Origin of the sequence: Methanobrevibacter boviskoreani JH1 (assembly GCF_000320505.1) — an archaeon.
In the GTDB taxonomy this organism is placed as follows: Archaea; Methanobacteriota; Methanobacteria; order Methanobacteriales; family Methanobacteriaceae; genus Methanarmilla; species Methanarmilla boviskoreani.
In genome coordinates this window covers 26,971-44,181 of sequence record NZ_BAGX02000010.1, presented here as the reverse complement: position 1 = coordinate 44,181, position 17,211 = coordinate 26,971, and the positions used below count along the sequence as shown (strand labels likewise).

Sequence of the window (17,211 nt, the reverse complement as noted above, 5' to 3'; positions counted from 1 at the left end):
TTATACCTCACTTCTAAATTCAAAGGTGTCAAAATCATCATTATACTCAAATAAAAATTCCTCATTAGATTCCAAATATTTGATTATTAAAGTTTTACTATTTTGTCCTTCAATTATTGACTCAACAAACTGGTTATAAACAGTTAATTTTTCTTTTTCATTAACATTTAACTTAAATCCATGATTAATTTTTGTAATGTACTTATATAATTGGAAATCAACAGTAATTGGAATTTTATTTTCATTAAAATCATCACTAACTTTAAAATAAAGTTCGATTTCATTTTTAAACCTATTTCCTAAAACATTATCTAAATTATTTTCATTGTTAATTTTAGAATTATTTTGTTTTACTGAACTAGGTTTTAAATATATCTTCTTTAAAATTTTAAAACTATCTAACTCATCAACACATACATAGTTTTTCTTTTCGGATTCCTTCCATTTAAAAATGGAATCTTTAACCTCGATAAATAATTGTTTATATCCATGAATATTCCCAATGTTATAATTATAAAGATATTTAAGATACCTCAAGTAAGTTTCATCTTTAAAGGCTTTTTTAATTGATGGTTTGCCATAAAATATTGCTAATCTAATTAAAGGACTTATTAACCCCGTTTTATAAGATTTTTTGTTAGTTTCAGTTTTAATAGTGTTATTAATATCAGCAAAATAAGGCTCTAAAAATGACATTTCTTCTTTGAAATAGTATTTATCTAAAACCTTGTTAATATCATCATTAATATACAAGTCAATGATAAATTTATCCAATTCTTCACTACGTTCGATAGTAGGATCTAAGTCATTAAACAATTCTAATAAACTTGAACGATTTGTATCATTGAACAATAAATTTGGAAGTAAATTATTTAAATTTAAATCCTCTTTATCTGTTTCTGGAGGTACAATAATTTCATAGACAAAGTTTAATAAATCCCTTGTAGAAATAATCTTTTTATATTTATTAAAAACCTTAATCAGATACTCAATTATTATTTCTTGATTATTCTCATTAGAGAAAAACTCATAATTATCAATAATAGAACTCTCAAGTCCATTCCTTTTATCTAAATTGTATGCTAAATAAAATGGATTATTATCGCTTTTATTTATAACATTATTAAATAGAGCACTTAAATAATTAGAAGAAACATAATTTGAATCTTCGTTATTATTTAATTCAAATAAATTATAATCACTGAAGGTTATAAAACTAACATGATTATAAAATCTATTTTCTGTAACAGTCTTGGAATCAAATAAATTAGCATCATCAATAATTTCCTTAAGTTTAGTATATTCATTTTTACAATAATCAGATTCTAAAAAATTATTTAAAACACCTAAATTAATTGCTAAAATAAATTTTTCGGAAGAATTTTCAATATTCTCATCATTAAATGATTTAAGAACATTAGCAAGAGTATCTATTGCTGTCTCTTCAGGATCTTGGCTTTCAGTTGCATCATTGTGTATGGTAAATTTATTAAATAATTCAGGTTCATATGTTTTTAAATATGCTAACATATGGGATTTACCATCACCTACACTACCACATAACATGACTAAATGACTTGAGGGTTTATCCTGAACTCTTTTAAGTTCTTTAATAAATTCATCTTGTATAGACCTATTTACATGAAGGTATTTTTTAAAATCATTTAAATTATCATCACTTTCAACTGCTTCCCTAGAGGAATCCTTGAGCTTTGTTAACTCATTTAATAAATAACTTCCATCATATTTCTGAAATGTATAATTTTTTAAATTAGAACCAACTTCCATATCAATAATATCCCCATCATACACTTCAGAATAAACTTCATTTATTGAATCATTAATCCTATTTTTTATCTCAGATAACTTTTGATCTTCTTGCTCAACATCCCTAAAAGTTTCAGTTGTTTGTTGTGCTACATCTTTGTTATTATCCGTTTCTGAAGAAGTTCCAACATCCTTATTCTCAGTATTTTCGATTGTTTCCGGAATTTCTTGCCCAGTAGGTAAAACACCAGAATTTGTTTCATTACCCAACTCCCCATTGGATGTATTTATACTTTTATTTCTAAAGATAAGTCCATTATAGTCGGGTGCTTCAAAATTTTCATCACCATATTTCTTATAAAACCAAACAGCTATTTCATATAATTTTTTGTGAACTTCACTAGCTCTTACACCTAAATCATTAATATTTCTATGAGCTGCATTATTACGTGCCCTACGAACAAATTCAAAATTTCCTTCTAATTTAACGGGAATTACCTTTATATCAACTAATCCCTTAATTTTTCTTTTTTGATTTTGACGGGATAAATAGTCCAGATTTTCAATTTCACATATAAGAGTTACAATTTTCTCGGCAGCGGTACCTGCTCTAAAAATAGAATCTTTATAATCTTTATTTACTAAATGTTTTTCACAATAAAAACATTCCTCTGAAATTTCACCAAACCCGTCATCTAAAAAATTAAAACAATTTTCTTCCATACATTAAACCTCATTTATTTAACTGTATTCTAATTTTAGATCTAAATCAAATTAATAATATATCTTTAATTTATAGAATATAAAAGTTTTTAAATGCTTTTTTAAACAAAATAAGCAAGTTATCAGTAGAAAAATAAACAAATTTTAAGGATTTATTCATAAAATTAGATCTTAAAATTTTTACACATAAAGAATATAACTATTAAAATAGTTTTTAGATCTTTAAAGCTTTTAAAAAGTTAAATAATAAAAAATTATTTAATAACCAGATCACATTTAAAAAAAAAAAATAGTATTTACATTACAATCTTAAAATTTCAAAAAAATAGCAATAATAAAAAAAAATAGATCATATAAATATTTTAACATGCTTTTAATAAAAATATTACTTTAAAAAATATAACAAAAATAGAGAGAAAAACCAAAATAAAAGCTATTTTTCCCATTTCATTATTGTTTTTCCAAATCTAAGGTTGGTATCCCTATTAAATGCATAATGAATATCCTCAAGGCTTCTTACTGTAATTACCTCACCTATAATACTTTCAAGATAGGATAAAAACCTGGTATTTCCATATAATTCAACTGTTTTTAGAAAGTCGTCCCTTCCACTACGGCTTGCGCCAATAACGGATAAACCCTTAGACAATACATCACGTGTGTTTATTGGTATTGGATATTCACTTACACCCATCAATAAGATAGTACCTTCAGGATTTATTAAATCGATAATCTGATTGATAGCTGACTGGGAGCCTTGTCCTCCAACACACTCAAATCCATGGTCTATTCTTACATCCTCCGGAACATCATCCACCAGGAATCTTTTGTCTGCAAATGTAAAAAGATTCAATTTATCGAGATGTGGTCCAAATACATATATTTTAGATTGGGGCATGGCTATCTTTAAGACCAATGCCACAACATATCCGAGGTTACCGTCACCCCATACACCAATGGTGTCTCTTCTTTTATGCGCATATCTATTGAATCTTCTAATTCCATGAACCGCCACGGATATGAATTCTGTAAAAGAGGCAATTTCAGGATTTAAGTCATCAGGTACCTTGACAACCCTATCGGGATTTACTACAATATAATCCTCCATAAATCCATCGGAACCACTTGAGGAAAACTTGGAGCTTGAAAGATAGTTTTCACTTATTATATCATCCTTTTCAACTGGCGTGTTTGGAATTACCACGACCTTATCCCCTACATTAAAATGTCCTGTTAAATCTTTAACAACCACTCCAGTTGCCTCATGTGTTAATGCCATCGGCAATTTTTTAGACAATACAGATGCAGAGCGCTTACCCTGATAATATCTTTGATCAGCACGACAAATTGACAGATAGCTAGGCCTTATTATAACCTTATCCCTAATGTCAACCTCTATGTATATCTCCTCAAATAATTTTGGAGAAACCAATCTACAAACTGTATTAATCATATCAACACCAATTAGTTAAAAAAATAATCTTGAATATAATCTATTATCCATATAAACCCTAATGGTTAAATAAACCTAATAGCTAGAATACAACTTCGATAGTTAATAGCTAGAATTATAAACTATAACAAACTTAATAGCTAGAATACAACTTCCATAGTTAATAGCTAGAATAATTCACTTAAATATCCAAATATCAACTTAAAATCTTAAACAACTTAATCCCTATTTAGATTATTATCTAAAATACTATTTGCAACCTTCAAATCATATAAATAGGTAATCTTGATATTGGTTACATCACCTTTAACCAATTTAACATCCTGACCTTTAAGAACAAATATCTTAGCTGCATCGGTCAATATGGATTTTTCCTCTTCTGTAAGTTCATTGAAGAACCTTTTAAGTTTTAGAATATTAAAAGACTGGGGAGTCTGACCCTGATACATGAATGCCCTATTGGGCATGTTAGTAATTTTTTTACCGTCACGGCTTTCGACGATTGTATCGGATGCTGGAAAAACAGTGTCACATGCATCATATTTTAATGCGGTTTCAATGTTATCCTCGATAATCCTGTGAGATACAAATGGCCTTACAGAATCATGGGTAAGTATTATGTCATCCTCATTTAATCCATAGTTGTTTTCAATATAATCTATTGCAGCCATTATTGTATCGTTTCTTTCTAGTCCACCTTCGATTACAACAATATTATCGCTGTCAGGAATATACTCCTCGACCAATGATTTGGTATAGTTAATCCACTCGGAAGGTGTCAATACAATAACCTTCTCAAACCTACTGTTTACATAGAATTTTTCAATGGTATGGATTATAATAGGTTTGGTTCCTAATTTTAAAAATTGTTTAGGCTTTTCAGTTTGACCCATTCTCTTACCTACTCCACCTGCTAGAATAGCTGCAAATATCAAAAATAAACTCTCCTAAAATATTTAATATGATAATTTTTATATTTCATTTAGTATTTATTATTTTTTAAATATATTTTGAGAAAGTAGACCAAGAAAAAAATAGAAAAAAAGTTATAATAAGATTAAAGATTCCTTTCATTAATAGTTAGAATAAAGAAATATATTGGAAATAGATGATTAGTAAATTGATATTCTCCTCGTTTTTTAGAACCAGCTAATTCAATAATCCCTAAATCTTTAGCACGCCTAATAAAACCATTAAATACTTGAAATTCAGATTCATCTAAAATATTTTCAAATTCTTTTTTAGTAAAAGGACTATCAGGACTAATTACTAATTGTTTTCCGATTTTTTTAAATAAGGATAGATATTCTGCACTTCTAATCTTTTTATCAAGTAAAGGTTGCAAATATTTCAATCCTATTCTTTGACCGGCTTCAATAATACCTCTAAATGCATCATCAATATCAATACAATCATCAGTATTAATCCAAAAAGTTGCATCACCAATCTCTTGCATCATAGTAGGCATACCTGATGAATATAAAATCATCTCTTCCAATGCATCGTCATTAATTGAAATATTATAAAATGAAAAAATATCCTCATAGAAAAGTTCAATATCTTTATCAGATAACGCTTTCAACTCATGAACATGAAATATTCTATTAACAGAGGGATTTTGCTCATATAATCTATTATATTTTTCGGGATATCCTGTTAACATGAAACAAATACGAGGATTATCAACAGAGGTAGCTAAAGTATCTGCAAAACTTTTATACCAATTAGCAAACTCTGGAGTTTCAGATAAACCATTGATATCATCAATAACAATGAATAGACCTTTTTTATCCTCAAATCTATTTACAATATCATTTAAATAAAATGCAAAATTATCTTTAATGTTTTCTAATTCCTCATCTTTTGGTTTAAATTTTATATTAATTCCACCGAAACCAATACGTTCTATACGATCACCTAAGATATCAAATATCTTCTCAGACCAGGCTTCAGATTTTATGGAATTTAATATTCTTTCAATGATTTGAGTAGTTAATTCATTAACATTATGAAAACTATCATTCATAATATGGGCTGTAATCATTGAGTAATTCTTCTCTGCAAAATCCCTTACAAAATTTGCTAATGATGTTTTTCCCATTCCCCTTTTACCTGTGATAAAAAAATGTTGAGGATTACCATTTATAACCCCTGGAAAATATTTTAATATTTCTTCCAAGATTTGTTTTCTGCCTTTAAATCTTTCAGGACTAACTGGTTGACCTGGTTGAAATAATGACTCTTTTGATGCAATCTCCATATTATAATCTCCATTCAGTCATAATGATTTAATCATTAATTTATTATATTTTCTTATTTTATAAATAATTATTTTTTATATTATATCCCTTACTATAATAGGTTTAAATAATTATTTAAAATTATATTGTTCAGTGAACTTTAAAAAACATGAGAATTCTTAACAAGTAATTAAATTCCCTGTTAAAACTATTCTTATAACTTAAAGAAATTAAAATAAACTTAATCAAATAATAAAAGTTTATATAAAAAAAATCTTAAAGTATAACATTAAGGTGATGAGGTTCCACCTTTAACCGTCAGTGATTACTGAATGATGACTTCTATTTTTCAAAAAGGTAATAAGATTAACCTAATCTATAAATCATGATTTAATCACTGAAGTGGAGTTTAAATTAGATACTGTTTTTTATAGAGAAGATTGATTTTTATTATCTTAGATTTAACTTTAAGGAGATTTTAAAAATTGATTAGTGATTTCTATCCTGTAGTACTGGCTGTTTTAATAGTGATTGCCAGCATGATTTCAATTAAATGGGGAATTTCCATATCCATTGTGGAGATTGTACTGGGAATTGTTGCGGGAAATTTAGGTCTGCTTGAACCTGAATCATGGATGATATACGTTGCAGGTTTAGGCGGTATGGTTTTAACATTTCTTGCTGGTACTGAAATAGATATAGACGTAATGAGAAAGAATTTGTCCGAATGTATTGGCATTGGTGTTGGATCTTTTCTGATATCCTTTGTTTTAGTATTTATAGCATGTAATTATCTACTAAACTGGCCACTTAAATCCGCACTGCTTGTTGCAACCGCATTATCCGAAACTTCCATTGCAATAGTTTATTCAATAATTCTCGATATGGAATTTTCAGGACGTAAGATAGGGACAATACTTATGGGTTCCACATTTATAACAAACATCTGCACTGCAACGGCATTAAGTGTTCTATTTATGAGGCCAGGTTATGAAACATTGATCTTTATAATCGCATCAATACTCATACTCCTATTTTCATACAAATATTCAAACACACTGTTTGAAAGCAAAACCTTCAGCATGACAAGTAATGAGCTTGAGCTCAAATATATATTCCTACTGATAGTATTGTTAATATTCTTTGCAGCATTAGGTGGCGGACAGGCATTGCTTCCTGTATTCATTCTTGGAACCATTCTCTCAAAGCCATTCAGCCACACCAACAAGAATGATATGTTACAGAGGTTACAAACCGTTGCATTCAGTATAATTACACCAATATTCTTTATAGTTGGAGGAGCCAAAGTTTCAATACCTGTCATTATCGGTTCAATCGGAATATTCCTACTAATATTTATTATCCGTCAGGTTGGAAAGTTCATAGGAGTATACACAATTGTAAGGGCAACGTTAAGCAGATATCACATGTATGTTACCCTGATAATGAGTACCGGTTTGACATTTGGTCTTGTTGCCGCGGCCTATGGTTTAAATAACAATCTGATATCCACAAACATCTACAGTATCCTAACTGGAGTTTTAGTTCTAAGTGCGATTATTCCAAGCATTATTGGAAACAAATACTTTGCGCCAACAGAGGAGGATTTAGCAAGGTCCTCCCAATGAAATTTGATATTAAATGAACAGTATTTAAAAAATATAGATATAGTAGGGTAAAAACTGTTTTATTCTACTTTTTTTAGTTTTCATAGACTCAAAATGAATAGAAAAAAGAATATTTAAAAAAAGAAGGGAATTATTAAATATGTTCCGGCACTAAAGCTAAATTGAAATGATATACAAAGTAACCAAAATAATAACAGCAATAATTACGGCTGTAACCCCGACTATAATCAGGTTATCACTATCGGATTGATTACTGTTATTAACGTTATTGTTAAATGTTGGTGACGGAGAACTTACAGTAGAACCTACTGGCTTTCCACATTTGGGACAGAATTTGGAATCCTTGTTCTCAATAACAGATCCGCAGTTGTTACAAAAAACCATATTGGAACTTAGTTCCTCTCCACATTTAGGACAAAACTTAAACATATCATTATCCACTTTTGCTCCACATTTCTTACAATATCTAACCATAGTTAATAATATAAAATTTATAATTTAAATTCTTTTTCAAAAATTTACCCTGTTTTATATACTAAAAACATATATTTAAATAATATGAAAAACAGAAATTGTTAATATCATGTGGGCTTGTAGCTCAGTCTGGCTAGAGCGCTTGGCTCTTAACCTTGTTGCCGCGGGTTCAAATCCCGTCAGGCCCGCTTAACTATTTTTAAAGATTTTACTTATTTTATACACTTTTTTAAATCATTTTAACTATTTAATTCTTATTTTGGGACTTTATTCAACTAGTTTTTGATATGGAAAATAAGACTCTAAATTATACATCCAAATTCCAATGATCCATCCATAATTCTTATCCAAAATAAGTTAAAAATAAAACAACCATAGAAAGAAAAAAAACCAGAAAATCAAATAAATAATAATCCAAAAAACATAAGGCAATAAACAAAAAAACAATAAAACCAAACTAAAAACAAAATAAACAATAAAGTAATATAAAAAAAATAAGACAATAAAAAAATAAGACTAAGCTAAAAACAAAATAAGTAATTAAAAATTCATAAAATTGTATAAAAAGAAGTAAAAAAATATTTAGATTTAAACAAACCTATCGTTTTTTCCAGGTTTGCTTAGCTCCTCTACCATGTTTACTTCCAGGTTTTTTATAACCAGATTTAGGTCTAGTTCTTTTATTAGTACCTCTAACTTTTGCCATAATTTCACCTTGTAATATTGATTTAATAAAAAAATGTATAATACTTATAGTTAAGTACTACGGATTATAATAAAATCTAATTTATAGTATTTCTAATAAAAAATTCTAAAAGAAATAGAATGTATTATATAACATAAAGATATTTCTTTTATGTAGTATATAATAGTTTCTATTATTTGGATTTTTAAATTAAAAAAATACTTTTTTTCTCAATGTTTAATAATAATAAAATCTTTTATCCAATAAATTCCAATAAGAAATAATTTAAAAAGAAAAAATTTTATTTACTTAAAACATAGTATTATTAATGTTTAAGTAGGTGGTAATATGGATTTTGAAAAGATTTTACAGGACTTTGGTAGATACTGGCAGATACTTATCAAAAAGTTAGAAGCCTATAACAATAAAAGAAAGAAGAGAAATGCCATTAATAAACGTGAAAAACAACGTCAAAAGGTAATTAAAGCCCAAATAAAAGCAAGGGAACAAGCAGAATATCAAAAATACCTTCAATCCGATGAGTACCAGGAAAGGATTCGGGAAGCAGAAAGACGTAGAAAAGAACAAGAGAAGACGACGAGCTATTAGACGATTTATATCTATTAGGTTTCTGGCACTAAAAATAGAAAAAAAACAATCCTAATTTAATAAAATTAAAATAAAAATACTTTTAAAAAAGATTAATAAAATAATTTTATTAGTTTTTATACTATTTTTTTAATCATATTGTAATCGTTTGGATTCCAATAATGAAATATTATCTTAATAAGAGATTATCCGGATTTACTTAATTTTCCGCATTAATTCAATATTTTCAATTAACTATTTTTATCACATACATATATTGAATATTTAATTAAAACAATTCTAATAGTTTTATAAATTAAATAATCTATTAAATTAAAGTATTATACTCATTTTAAAAAAAAGACTGATAAAATAGCAAATAAGATAATAAAAGAGATAAATAAAGATTAAAAAGACATCATATAAAAATAAAGATAAAAAAGTAAAATAAAGATCAAAAAAGATTATGTGGTATATTCACCATTAATTTTAACATAATCATAACTTAAATCACAGCCCCAGGCAGTTGCCTCACCATCAGACATGTTAAGGTTAATATCAACTACAATATCCTCGGAAGCCATTAGTTTTTCAGCCTTATTAAGATTTTCAGTTCCGTCAAATGCTAAGATTTCCCCATCCTTTACAAGATAAACGGATTTATCAGTGTCTTTATTTCTAAATAAACTCTCACATCCAATAGCTATTGAAACTATATCAGGGTCAAATTCACAGCCGGAATATCCTACCGCTGAGACGATTCTACCCCAATTCGGATCCTCACCAAACACTGCAGCTTTAAATAGCATACTACTTACAACTGCCTTTGCCGCAAGTTTTGCATCCTCAGGAGATCTTCCGCCTTCAACATTGACCTCTAAAAATTTAGTCTCTCCCTCACCATCACGTGCCATCTGTTTTGCAAGTGACATGCAAAGGTAGGTTAGGGCATTTTGGAAATCCTTATTAATAACGCCTTTTGGTGCTACATCAACACCGGATCGACCATTAGCCATCAATATTGCAGTATCGTTAGTACTCTGGTCTCCGTCAACAACAACCATATTAAAGCTTACGTCAACTGCATTTCTAATTGCGATTTGAATCTCCCTGGAATCAATCTCTGCATCGGTTGCGATAAAACATAACATTGTACCCATATTAGGTGCAATCATTCCACTACCCTTACAGATACCACCAATCTTAACAGGTTTTCCATTAATCTCGACTTCTACAGCACCCTGTTTAACATGCATATCAGTAGTCATCATACCCTTGGTTGCATCAGTAGAAGCTTCCATTGAATGATCTAGATTTGGATAGACCTTGTCAATCAAAGGCAATATTATATCCATAGGCATCTTTCTTCCGATTACACCTGTTGAAGAGGATGCAATCTCAGAGGAAGGTATTCCTAAAAGTTCACTTGCATGTGATACTATTGTATCACAGTCTTCAATACCTTGCTCGCCTGTAAAACAATTTGCATTACCACTATTAATTACAATTGCTGAAAGTCTACCATCCTTCAAGACTTCTTTTGTATGGGTAATAGGTGCAGCTACCACTTTATTGGATGTGAATACTCCTGCAGCTTTACTATTTGGGGACACTATAATTGATACCCCATATTTACCTTCTTTAAATCCTGCAGCCTGTACATCACTTACGGCACATATTCCTCCATCAATGAGTTTAACTTTATCAGATTTCTCAAACATTTATATCATCAAAATAGTATTATAAAAAAAATAATAATTTACTAATTAGATATTGGTTTAAGAAGTTTAAAAACTTTACTTAATTAAAGTAAAATCAGGATAATATTCAATCTCTAATTAGAAACCTTCTAAATATAGTTTAGATGTATGTTAAAAAAATAAATCGAAATTCAAAAATTAAATAAGAAAAAAAAGACCTTAGGAAAATCTAAATTAAAATTAGTAAAAAAATATCTTAAAATGAGAAAAATAAAAAAATATTTTGGGAATTATTAATAGTGGGAGTGTTTAATAATATTGAGATCCATTGACATCCGTTGTCTGATAATAGGAATCTGATGAGTTATGTGACTGATAATCCACCACACCTTCACTTGATGTAGATGCATTCAAGTTCTCATTAGTATCATCTGAGTGATTTTCATATGCACTGATGTTATGGGTTACATCCACTGGAACATGTGTTGTATTATTCTGCACAACATTATCGTCACCGCTATTAAATCCCATTGAGATACCTATAGTAGATCCTATACCAAATGCAACAATCAATAAAATAAAACCGAGAAATATTCTCTGTTGTTTTCGTCTTCTTCTAGAACTCATTTTTCCCAAATACCTTAATTTTTATTTTTGCCATAAATCAATAACATCCTGATAAAAGAATATTGTTAAACTTGTTTCAATAAGACTGCTTTTCAATATGATTATAATTGTATATTAAAAAATTACAATCAATCCACATTGAAATCTATACAATTAACAATAGATATTCAAAATCACATTCCCGTATGGGACTGTGAAAACCAGAATGTTATACTAATTATATACTATTATATTAAAATCTATTTATATACTTTGTTATGTGTGTATGTGTGTACACACATAAACAGTTAATATTGATTTGACAGATTTTTACTAAAAAATTGGAAATGGATAAATCAATGCAAAACGATATAAATAAGGATAATTTAAATAACATAAGTGAAAATTTAGAAAAATAGGTATTAGATTTTAAAAAATAAAAACATAATTTAATATATTTTAAAAAAATGTCTTTACTAATAATAGATATAAAATCCATAAAATATTTACATTTATTTAACAAAACAAATCATTTAAAATTTAATAAAAACCTGAGATTTAATGTATTAAATTTAAGAAAATATAAGTTTGTGTGTACATACACACATACACACATTTATAAAGAATTTTATAAAACATTACACTTGATTATAATTACATATATTTTACATTATATTTGTAATCATAAGTACACATATTGAAATATTTATATAAATAATGAGAAAATAATATATATATGATTATAAAAACTATACTATAATGGCAAATAAAGAAGAAGTGGATAGGATTTGGAAACTATCCGAAAAATCACGAATGAATATTTCTCTTCCAAAAGACTTGGCTAATTGGTTAGACAATAATGCGTCTGAGAATTGGAAATTAGATAAAGGTGCAAGGTCTAAAGAAGTCACCCGTATCTTACTTGAGGCTAAACGTCGAAGTGAGGAAGAACTTTAGATTTTTTTTAAAACACAACATTTTTTATACTTTAACAATCATTTTACTGCTTTTTACACATTTATATTAATAATAAACGTTTTATATCCATTTAAAAAAATTAAAATTTTAACTTATTCTAATTAGATATTTTAGATATCTGAAGGCTGAAATCACTTTAAATAAACTTTCAACTATTTTTAATTATATACAAGAAAAACAATCATTAACTTACTATTTTTAAATGTTTTAAATAACACATAATTGACTTAGTATTTTTAAATAAATTTAAAGAGTTTATAAATAGAATAAAGAATAATCAAAGGGCATTTTTAGAAAATAATAAAAAAATGATAGTTTATAATCAAACAAATGATAAATAATTAATGAAAATAAAAAAAGAAGCGTTAATTAAATGTTTTAAAAAAAGATATAACTAAATGTTTTAATAAAATAAAAAAAAGATCAATTAAGAGCTTTGATTAATGTTTTAAATAAAAAAATAGAGATGTCTTAAATTAAGACAATGCACCATATATCAATACAAGAACCAATATAGCAAGTATAAATCCAGGATGACCAATTGCAGTAACAAAATAAGCCAAGAAAGCCACAACAACTAATAATCCAACTAGTTTACCTTTCTGATTAGTCAATAAATCTATAATTGTTCTTGAAAACTCTGAAGGTATGTTATATGCATAGATACCGTTTGCAAGTTCAAATACTACAAGTGATAATGGATTCCCCATTACAAATATCTGATCTGCAAGTTGAGCCCTTTCACCTGCCTCCCTTCTACTTCTTCCAATACCTGCCCTAACTTTTGCACCATTGTTTAGAATGTACCAGGCAGTATCAAGTCCAGCACGGATTGCCAAATCCTTACTTGGGAATCTTGCAATAAAGTCATCTCCACCTTCACGATAACCTTCAATTTGACCTTGACATTGAGTCTCAATAAAGTTATTAACACCTGTCATTAACTCTAAAAGTTTATCCCTTCCATGTTTTGAGATAAAACCTGTTGAATCGATAATATCAATAAATAGGTAGTTATCGTAAACTGGTTTATGAGATTCGCCAATCTCAAATGGACCGTCTATTACAATGGCATACTCCCCTCCAAGTTTGGTAAATGCCACACCTGAAAACTCACCAACCTCATGGGTATAGTCAATGGATCTCTCAAGTGCCGCAGCACCTGTCATTCCCACTGCACCTACAACTTTAATGTTGAATTTATAACCTAAACTGATCATCTGAAGGGCAACCTTAATTGCCATATTCTTACTGACCATTCTTGCTATAATCTCTGTGGCGGACTGCTCCACAATCTCACCATGGGAGTTTATAATCATTCTACTAAATTCGTTAATGATATTGTTAGGATAAGGTATCTCAACATATAAATAACGGTCGTTACCCATTATGATATCACTTACAAGTGCATACTCCTCTACCCTTTGCTCTGCAGGTTTAAATTCATAGAAACTATGATTAGGAGGTATATTTTCCTTACCTACATCACGAATCAGATTATAGAAAATACTGTCAGTTGTAATCTGTGCTTCCTGAATCTCAAGTAATACGGTTTCTGTATAATTAAAGAGATCCACATATTCTGTTTCTGTTTCATTTGTAGGATAAAATTTAGTTCCGATACTTAAAGCTTTATGATGAGTAAAAAGAGAGATTAAATACCTTGTGATTGGGTGATCAGACATCATCATAGCCTCCCTTTTCAAGGAATATCTCAAAATCTCCAGGATTTTCAAGCATTATGTCCGGTTTTACTGTAACAAATGGGAATTTCCATGACCCTAACCTGGATGCAACAGTACTTGCAATGTTTCTTGAATTTTTCTTAATGAATGTCTCATCAAAGCTGTCAATATGAATCTCTATATTAAATGGAGGATAGTCCATGACCTCATCACTATATAGAGTGTTTAAATTAAAGGTTCCCGGTTTTGTAAACAAATCATTACGAACTGCTATTAAAGGTTTTTTAGGTAATCTTAACCTTTCAGATACCGCATTAGAAATGGAACCTGCGTTTTTAACGGTAACCTTGTAATCCCTAGGATGTACAAGTACAAATATTATAAATGGAGCTGCAGTTTCAACACCATCCACCATATTCATAACTTCCTTAAACATAGGAATCTTAGATAGGACACCCTCAATCTTATTATCCAAACCTGAATTCTGAGCGTCGTCAAGTTGAATAATGGCCTCCTTTGCAATATTTAAAGGTGTAAGTTCAATACCGTTTTTAACCCTAAATGTTTCCCAACGTTTGGATTCCAATTGATCTAAAATATTATCACAGATATGCTGTAGAATGTTCTTGTCCTTTTTAGGTGATTTGGATTTACCCATAACAAGTCTACTGCCGTCAAAGGAAAATGGAATTCTCATTGAATCAATATTTAAGAACTCATCCTTGAAATCCCTAAACTTATCATTGGACAATATTCTAGCATTGTTTTCCTCTGCTATTTTTAAAATGTAATGATCCGCATTATTTCCGGTAGGAACCTCTTCAATACTCTCATCAGCAACTAATTTATGATAGTCTTCTTTATTATCAATATCATGAGATAATGATGCATCTGCTATAACCATAAATTCATCATTTTTAGCTTCCAAAGCATCTACAGCAGCCAAAATATTAGCTAGCATCGGCTCATCATTTTCATTTTTTCTAAAATGTGCAACATTAGATGCATCAACAATAACTTTCATTATATATTCCCCATTTCTTTAATAATTATAATTTGTTTCTAATCCTGTCGATAAAAGCATTGAAATACTTTTAAAAATTATTTTTTTGAAACTAAAAAATAAATCATAATATTATATACTTCTTATCACATATTTAAATTTTATTAGTATTATATAGTTTAATTTTAATACTTAAAAACTTATTTAAAAATTAGTTTCTAAATTAGAAAACAAAATAGACAATCATCAAAAACAGAAAAAAATAAGCCATTTAAATTCAAAATACAATCAAATAAAATAGATAAAAAATATTTTCATAATGAAAAAATACCTGAACTAAATTAAATTGATGTATAAACAGAAAACTATAAAAATGTACTAAATATATGTATATGAATTGTTAAAAATAGATAAGTTTTTACAAAATAAATTATAAAAAATAGATTTTAAAAAAAAGTTAAAAAAAGTGGAAAAGAATAAAAATATTGATTATAAATCAACAGCATCCCTACGTTTGAAGTTACCAAGTAATATTTTGTTTCCATCTAATTTATTTAAATAAATTTCAATATCCCTATCAGTGACTTCTATAGTATTATAGGAGTTAACGTCTTTACCTCTCAATTTGTAAGAAGATAAGGATCCTGCATTAACAAATAAAGTACCTTGCATTTTCCAAAGATTCGGAACATGTTTATGTCCACCTATAACTATGTCAACATCATGACTAATTACAGACTGTAAAATATCACCTGCATCAAATAATATATTACGTTCCCTACCTGTTCTTGGTATAGGAATTGCATGGTGATGCATTGCAACAATGGAGAATTTATTCTCAAGAATACACTTGTCTAATTCATTCTCCATCCATAACTGCTGTAGTTTACCGATATTTCCATCATCCAAATCTGGAGTGGTACTATCTAATCCCAAAACCACAACATCCTCATCGTCTTTTGTAAGTTTCCAACTACAATCCCCTATCAAATCTTCAAATGATTGTTTTCCAATATTCCTTGCATCATGATTTCCAGGTATTGCAAAGAGATTAGACTCAAACATTTTCAAGTATTCTTTAGCTTCTTCAAACTGTGCATAATAACCATTTTCTGTCAAGTCACCAGTTAAAATAATCATATCGGGATTCAATGCATTTATCTCATCAACTGCCCTCAGGAATGCAGATTCATTGAAACCCACATGACTTACATGTAAATCTGAAATATGAGCTATTAATACCATAATATCAATCAAACTTTATTGATTTAATTTGAGGATCGCTTCCGCTAGATCTCCTTTTGCTTCAATCAAAGCGTTTTCTGCATCTTCAGCAGAGACACCTGCCTGGTTAGCTACAAGTTCAATATCTTCCTGATTGATTTCGATTTCAACTTCCTTTTCTATTTCTTGAGCATCACCAGTAATCTGATAGGTATCACTACCCATTACAGTCATGACATTTACTTCAGGATTGGAAATGACAATGTCCTTATCTTCACATTTAATGACGACTTCCTCAACGCCTTCAATGTCTTCCATTTTCATTCCCATTTTTTTCATTTGTCTTTCCATTTGTTTCATTTGTTTAGGATTCATACCAGGTATCATTTTATAAAACCTCTGTTAACATATAAATTATATTATAAATATTAGTACTCATTTTATTTAATATTTTTTT

Annotated in this window: 14 protein-coding genes, 1 tRNA gene and 1 riboswitch; of the genes, 4 read left to right on the top strand and 11 right to left on the bottom strand. The window is 28.6% G+C overall.

Annotated elements, in window-relative coordinates; all coding sequences use genetic code 11:
* The 4 genes from dptF to ON24_RS01925 all read right to left on the bottom strand — a co-directional run bounded on the left by dptF (position 1) and on the right by ON24_RS01925 (position 6,203).
* Complete coding sequence (dptF, locus tag ON24_RS01940; protein ID WP_040681753.1) at positions 1-2,490, bottom strand: DNA phosphorothioation-dependent restriction protein DptF; 2,490 nt, start codon at positions 2,488-2,490, stop codon at positions 1-3.
* 433 nt (positions 2,491-2,923) lie between these two features.
* Positions 2,924-3,943 (bottom strand): alcohol dehydrogenase catalytic domain-containing protein, encoded by a 1,020-nt coding sequence (locus ON24_RS01935; protein WP_016358592.1) that lies wholly within the window; start codon positions 3,941-3,943, stop codon positions 2,924-2,926.
* Between the two features lie 218 nt (positions 3,944-4,161).
* Positions 4,162-4,878, bottom strand: coding sequence for an IspD/TarI family cytidylyltransferase (locus ON24_RS01930; RefSeq protein WP_016358593.1), 717 nt, complete (start codon positions 4,876-4,878; stop codon positions 4,162-4,164).
* A gap of 122 nt (positions 4,879-5,000) precedes the next feature.
* On the bottom strand, positions 5,001-6,203 hold the full coding sequence (locus ON24_RS01925; protein WP_040681752.1) for an AAA family ATPase: 1,203 nt from the start codon (positions 6,201-6,203) through the stop codon (positions 5,001-5,003).
* A gap of 264 nt (positions 6,204-6,467) precedes the next feature.
* Positions 6,468-6,535: riboswitch (Fluoride riboswitch) on the top strand.
* Positions 6,536-6,722: 187 nt separating this feature from the next.
* Here ON24_RS01925 and ON24_RS01920 point away from each other — a divergent pair.
* Positions 6,723-7,811 (top strand): cation:proton antiporter, encoded by a 1,089-nt coding sequence (locus ON24_RS01920; protein ID WP_236254913.1) that lies wholly within the window; start codon positions 6,723-6,725, stop codon positions 7,809-7,811.
* 156 nt (positions 7,812-7,967) lie between these two features.
* On the opposite strand, the gene ON24_RS01915 is transcribed toward ON24_RS01920, so the two are convergent.
* Positions 7,968-8,285, bottom strand: coding sequence for a zinc ribbon domain-containing protein (locus tag ON24_RS01915; protein ID WP_016358596.1), 318 nt, complete (start codon positions 8,283-8,285; stop codon positions 7,968-7,970).
* Between the two features lie 113 nt (positions 8,286-8,398).
* Between ON24_RS01915 and ON24_RS01910 the strand changes: the two genes are divergently transcribed.
* Together ON24_RS01910 and ON24_RS01905 are read left to right on the top strand one after the other, a co-directional pair.
* A tRNA-Lys gene (locus ON24_RS01910) sits at positions 8,399-8,473 on the top strand.
* An 845-nt stretch (positions 8,474-9,318) separates the two neighbouring features.
* Entirely contained in the window at positions 9,319-9,579 is a 261-nt protein-coding gene (locus ON24_RS01905; RefSeq protein WP_040681750.1) for a hypothetical protein, read from the top strand.
* A gap of 443 nt (positions 9,580-10,022) precedes the next feature.
* On the opposite strand, the gene argJ is transcribed toward ON24_RS01905, so the two are convergent.
* The gene (gene argJ / locus ON24_RS01900) at positions 10,023-11,279 is read right to left on the bottom strand and encodes a bifunctional ornithine acetyltransferase/N-acetylglutamate synthase (RefSeq protein ID WP_016358599.1); all 1,257 of its coding nucleotides are present in this window, start codon (positions 11,277-11,279) and stop codon (positions 10,023-10,025) included.
* Between the two features lie 288 nt (positions 11,280-11,567).
* On the bottom strand, positions 11,568-11,885 hold the full coding sequence (locus ON24_RS01895; protein ID WP_040681749.1) for a hypothetical protein: 318 nt from the start codon (positions 11,883-11,885) through the stop codon (positions 11,568-11,570).
* Positions 11,886-12,623: 738 nt separating this feature from the next.
* On the opposite strand from ON24_RS01895, the gene ON24_RS01890 reads away from it, so the two are divergent.
* Positions 12,624-12,821 carry a hypothetical protein gene (locus ON24_RS01890; protein WP_016358601.1) on the top strand — a complete coding sequence of 66 codons (198 nt, stop codon included), beginning with the start codon at positions 12,624-12,626 and terminating at the stop codon, positions 12,819-12,821.
* Between the two features lie 497 nt (positions 12,822-13,318).
* On the opposite strand, the gene ON24_RS01885 is transcribed toward ON24_RS01890, so the two are convergent.
* From ON24_RS01885 to ON24_RS01870, 4 genes are all read right to left on the bottom strand, one after another.
* Positions 13,319-14,530 carry a hypothetical protein gene (locus ON24_RS01885; RefSeq protein WP_152411881.1) on the bottom strand — a complete coding sequence of 404 codons (1,212 nt, stop codon included), beginning with the start codon at positions 14,528-14,530 and terminating at the stop codon, positions 13,319-13,321.
* A complete protein-coding gene (locus ON24_RS01880; protein WP_016358604.1) occupies positions 14,520-15,551 on the bottom strand; it encodes an NYN domain-containing protein in 1,032 nt (343 codons plus the stop codon). The genes ON24_RS01885 and ON24_RS01880 overlap by 11 nt, the downstream gene beginning before the upstream one ends.
* Positions 15,552-16,019: 468 nt before the next feature.
* Positions 16,020-16,775, bottom strand: a complete 756-nt coding sequence (locus ON24_RS01875) for a metallophosphoesterase family protein (protein ID WP_016358607.1) — start codon at positions 16,773-16,775, stop codon at positions 16,020-16,022.
* A gap of 15 nt (positions 16,776-16,790) precedes the next feature.
* On the bottom strand, positions 16,791-17,141 hold the full coding sequence (locus tag ON24_RS01870) for a nascent polypeptide-associated complex protein (RefSeq protein WP_016358608.1): 351 nt from the start codon (positions 17,139-17,141) through the stop codon (positions 16,791-16,793).
* Positions 17,142-17,211: the final 70 nt, after the last annotated feature.

Excerpts from the sequence above, each read along its gene's own strand:
- ON24_RS01920 (WP_236254913.1), top strand. The coding sequence starts at position 6,723 with ATGATTTCAATTAAATGGGGAATTTCCATATCCATTGTGGAGATTGTA.
- ON24_RS01870 (WP_016358608.1), bottom strand. The coding sequence starts at position 17,141 with ATGATACCTGGTATGAATCCTAAACAAATGAAACAAATGGAAAGACAA.
- dptF (WP_040681753.1), bottom strand. The coding sequence starts at position 2,490 with ATGGAAGAAAATTGTTTTAATTTTTTAGATGACGGGTTTGGTGAAATT.
- ON24_RS01890 (WP_016358601.1), top strand. The coding sequence starts at position 12,624 with ATGGCAAATAAAGAAGAAGTGGATAGGATTTGGAAACTATCCGAAAAA.
- argJ (WP_016358599.1), bottom strand. The coding sequence starts at position 11,279 with ATGTTTGAGAAATCTGATAAAGTTAAACTCATTGATGGAGGAATATGT.
- ON24_RS01915 (WP_016358596.1), bottom strand. The coding sequence starts at position 8,285 with ATGGTTAGATATTGTAAGAAATGTGGAGCAAAAGTGGATAATGATATG.
- ON24_RS01895 (WP_040681749.1), bottom strand. The coding sequence starts at position 11,885 with ATGAGTTCTAGAAGAAGACGAAAACAACAGAGAATATTTCTCGGTTTT.
- ON24_RS01880 (WP_016358604.1), bottom strand. The coding sequence starts at position 15,551 with ATGAAAGTTATTGTTGATGCATCTAATGTTGCACATTTTAGAAAAAAT.
- ON24_RS01885 (WP_152411881.1), bottom strand. The coding sequence starts at position 14,530 with ATGATGTCTGATCACCCAATCACAAGGTATTTAATCTCTCTTTTTACT.
- ON24_RS01875 (WP_016358607.1), bottom strand. The coding sequence starts at position 16,775 with ATGGTATTAATAGCTCATATTTCAGATTTACATGTAAGTCATGTGGGT.
- ON24_RS01935 (WP_016358592.1), bottom strand. The coding sequence starts at position 3,943 with ATGATTAATACAGTTTGTAGATTGGTTTCTCCAAAATTATTTGAGGAG.
- ON24_RS01925 (WP_040681752.1), bottom strand. The coding sequence starts at position 6,203 with ATGGAGATTGCATCAAAAGAGTCATTATTTCAACCAGGTCAACCAGTT.
- ON24_RS01905 (WP_040681750.1), top strand. The coding sequence starts at position 9,319 with ATGGATTTTGAAAAGATTTTACAGGACTTTGGTAGATACTGGCAGATA.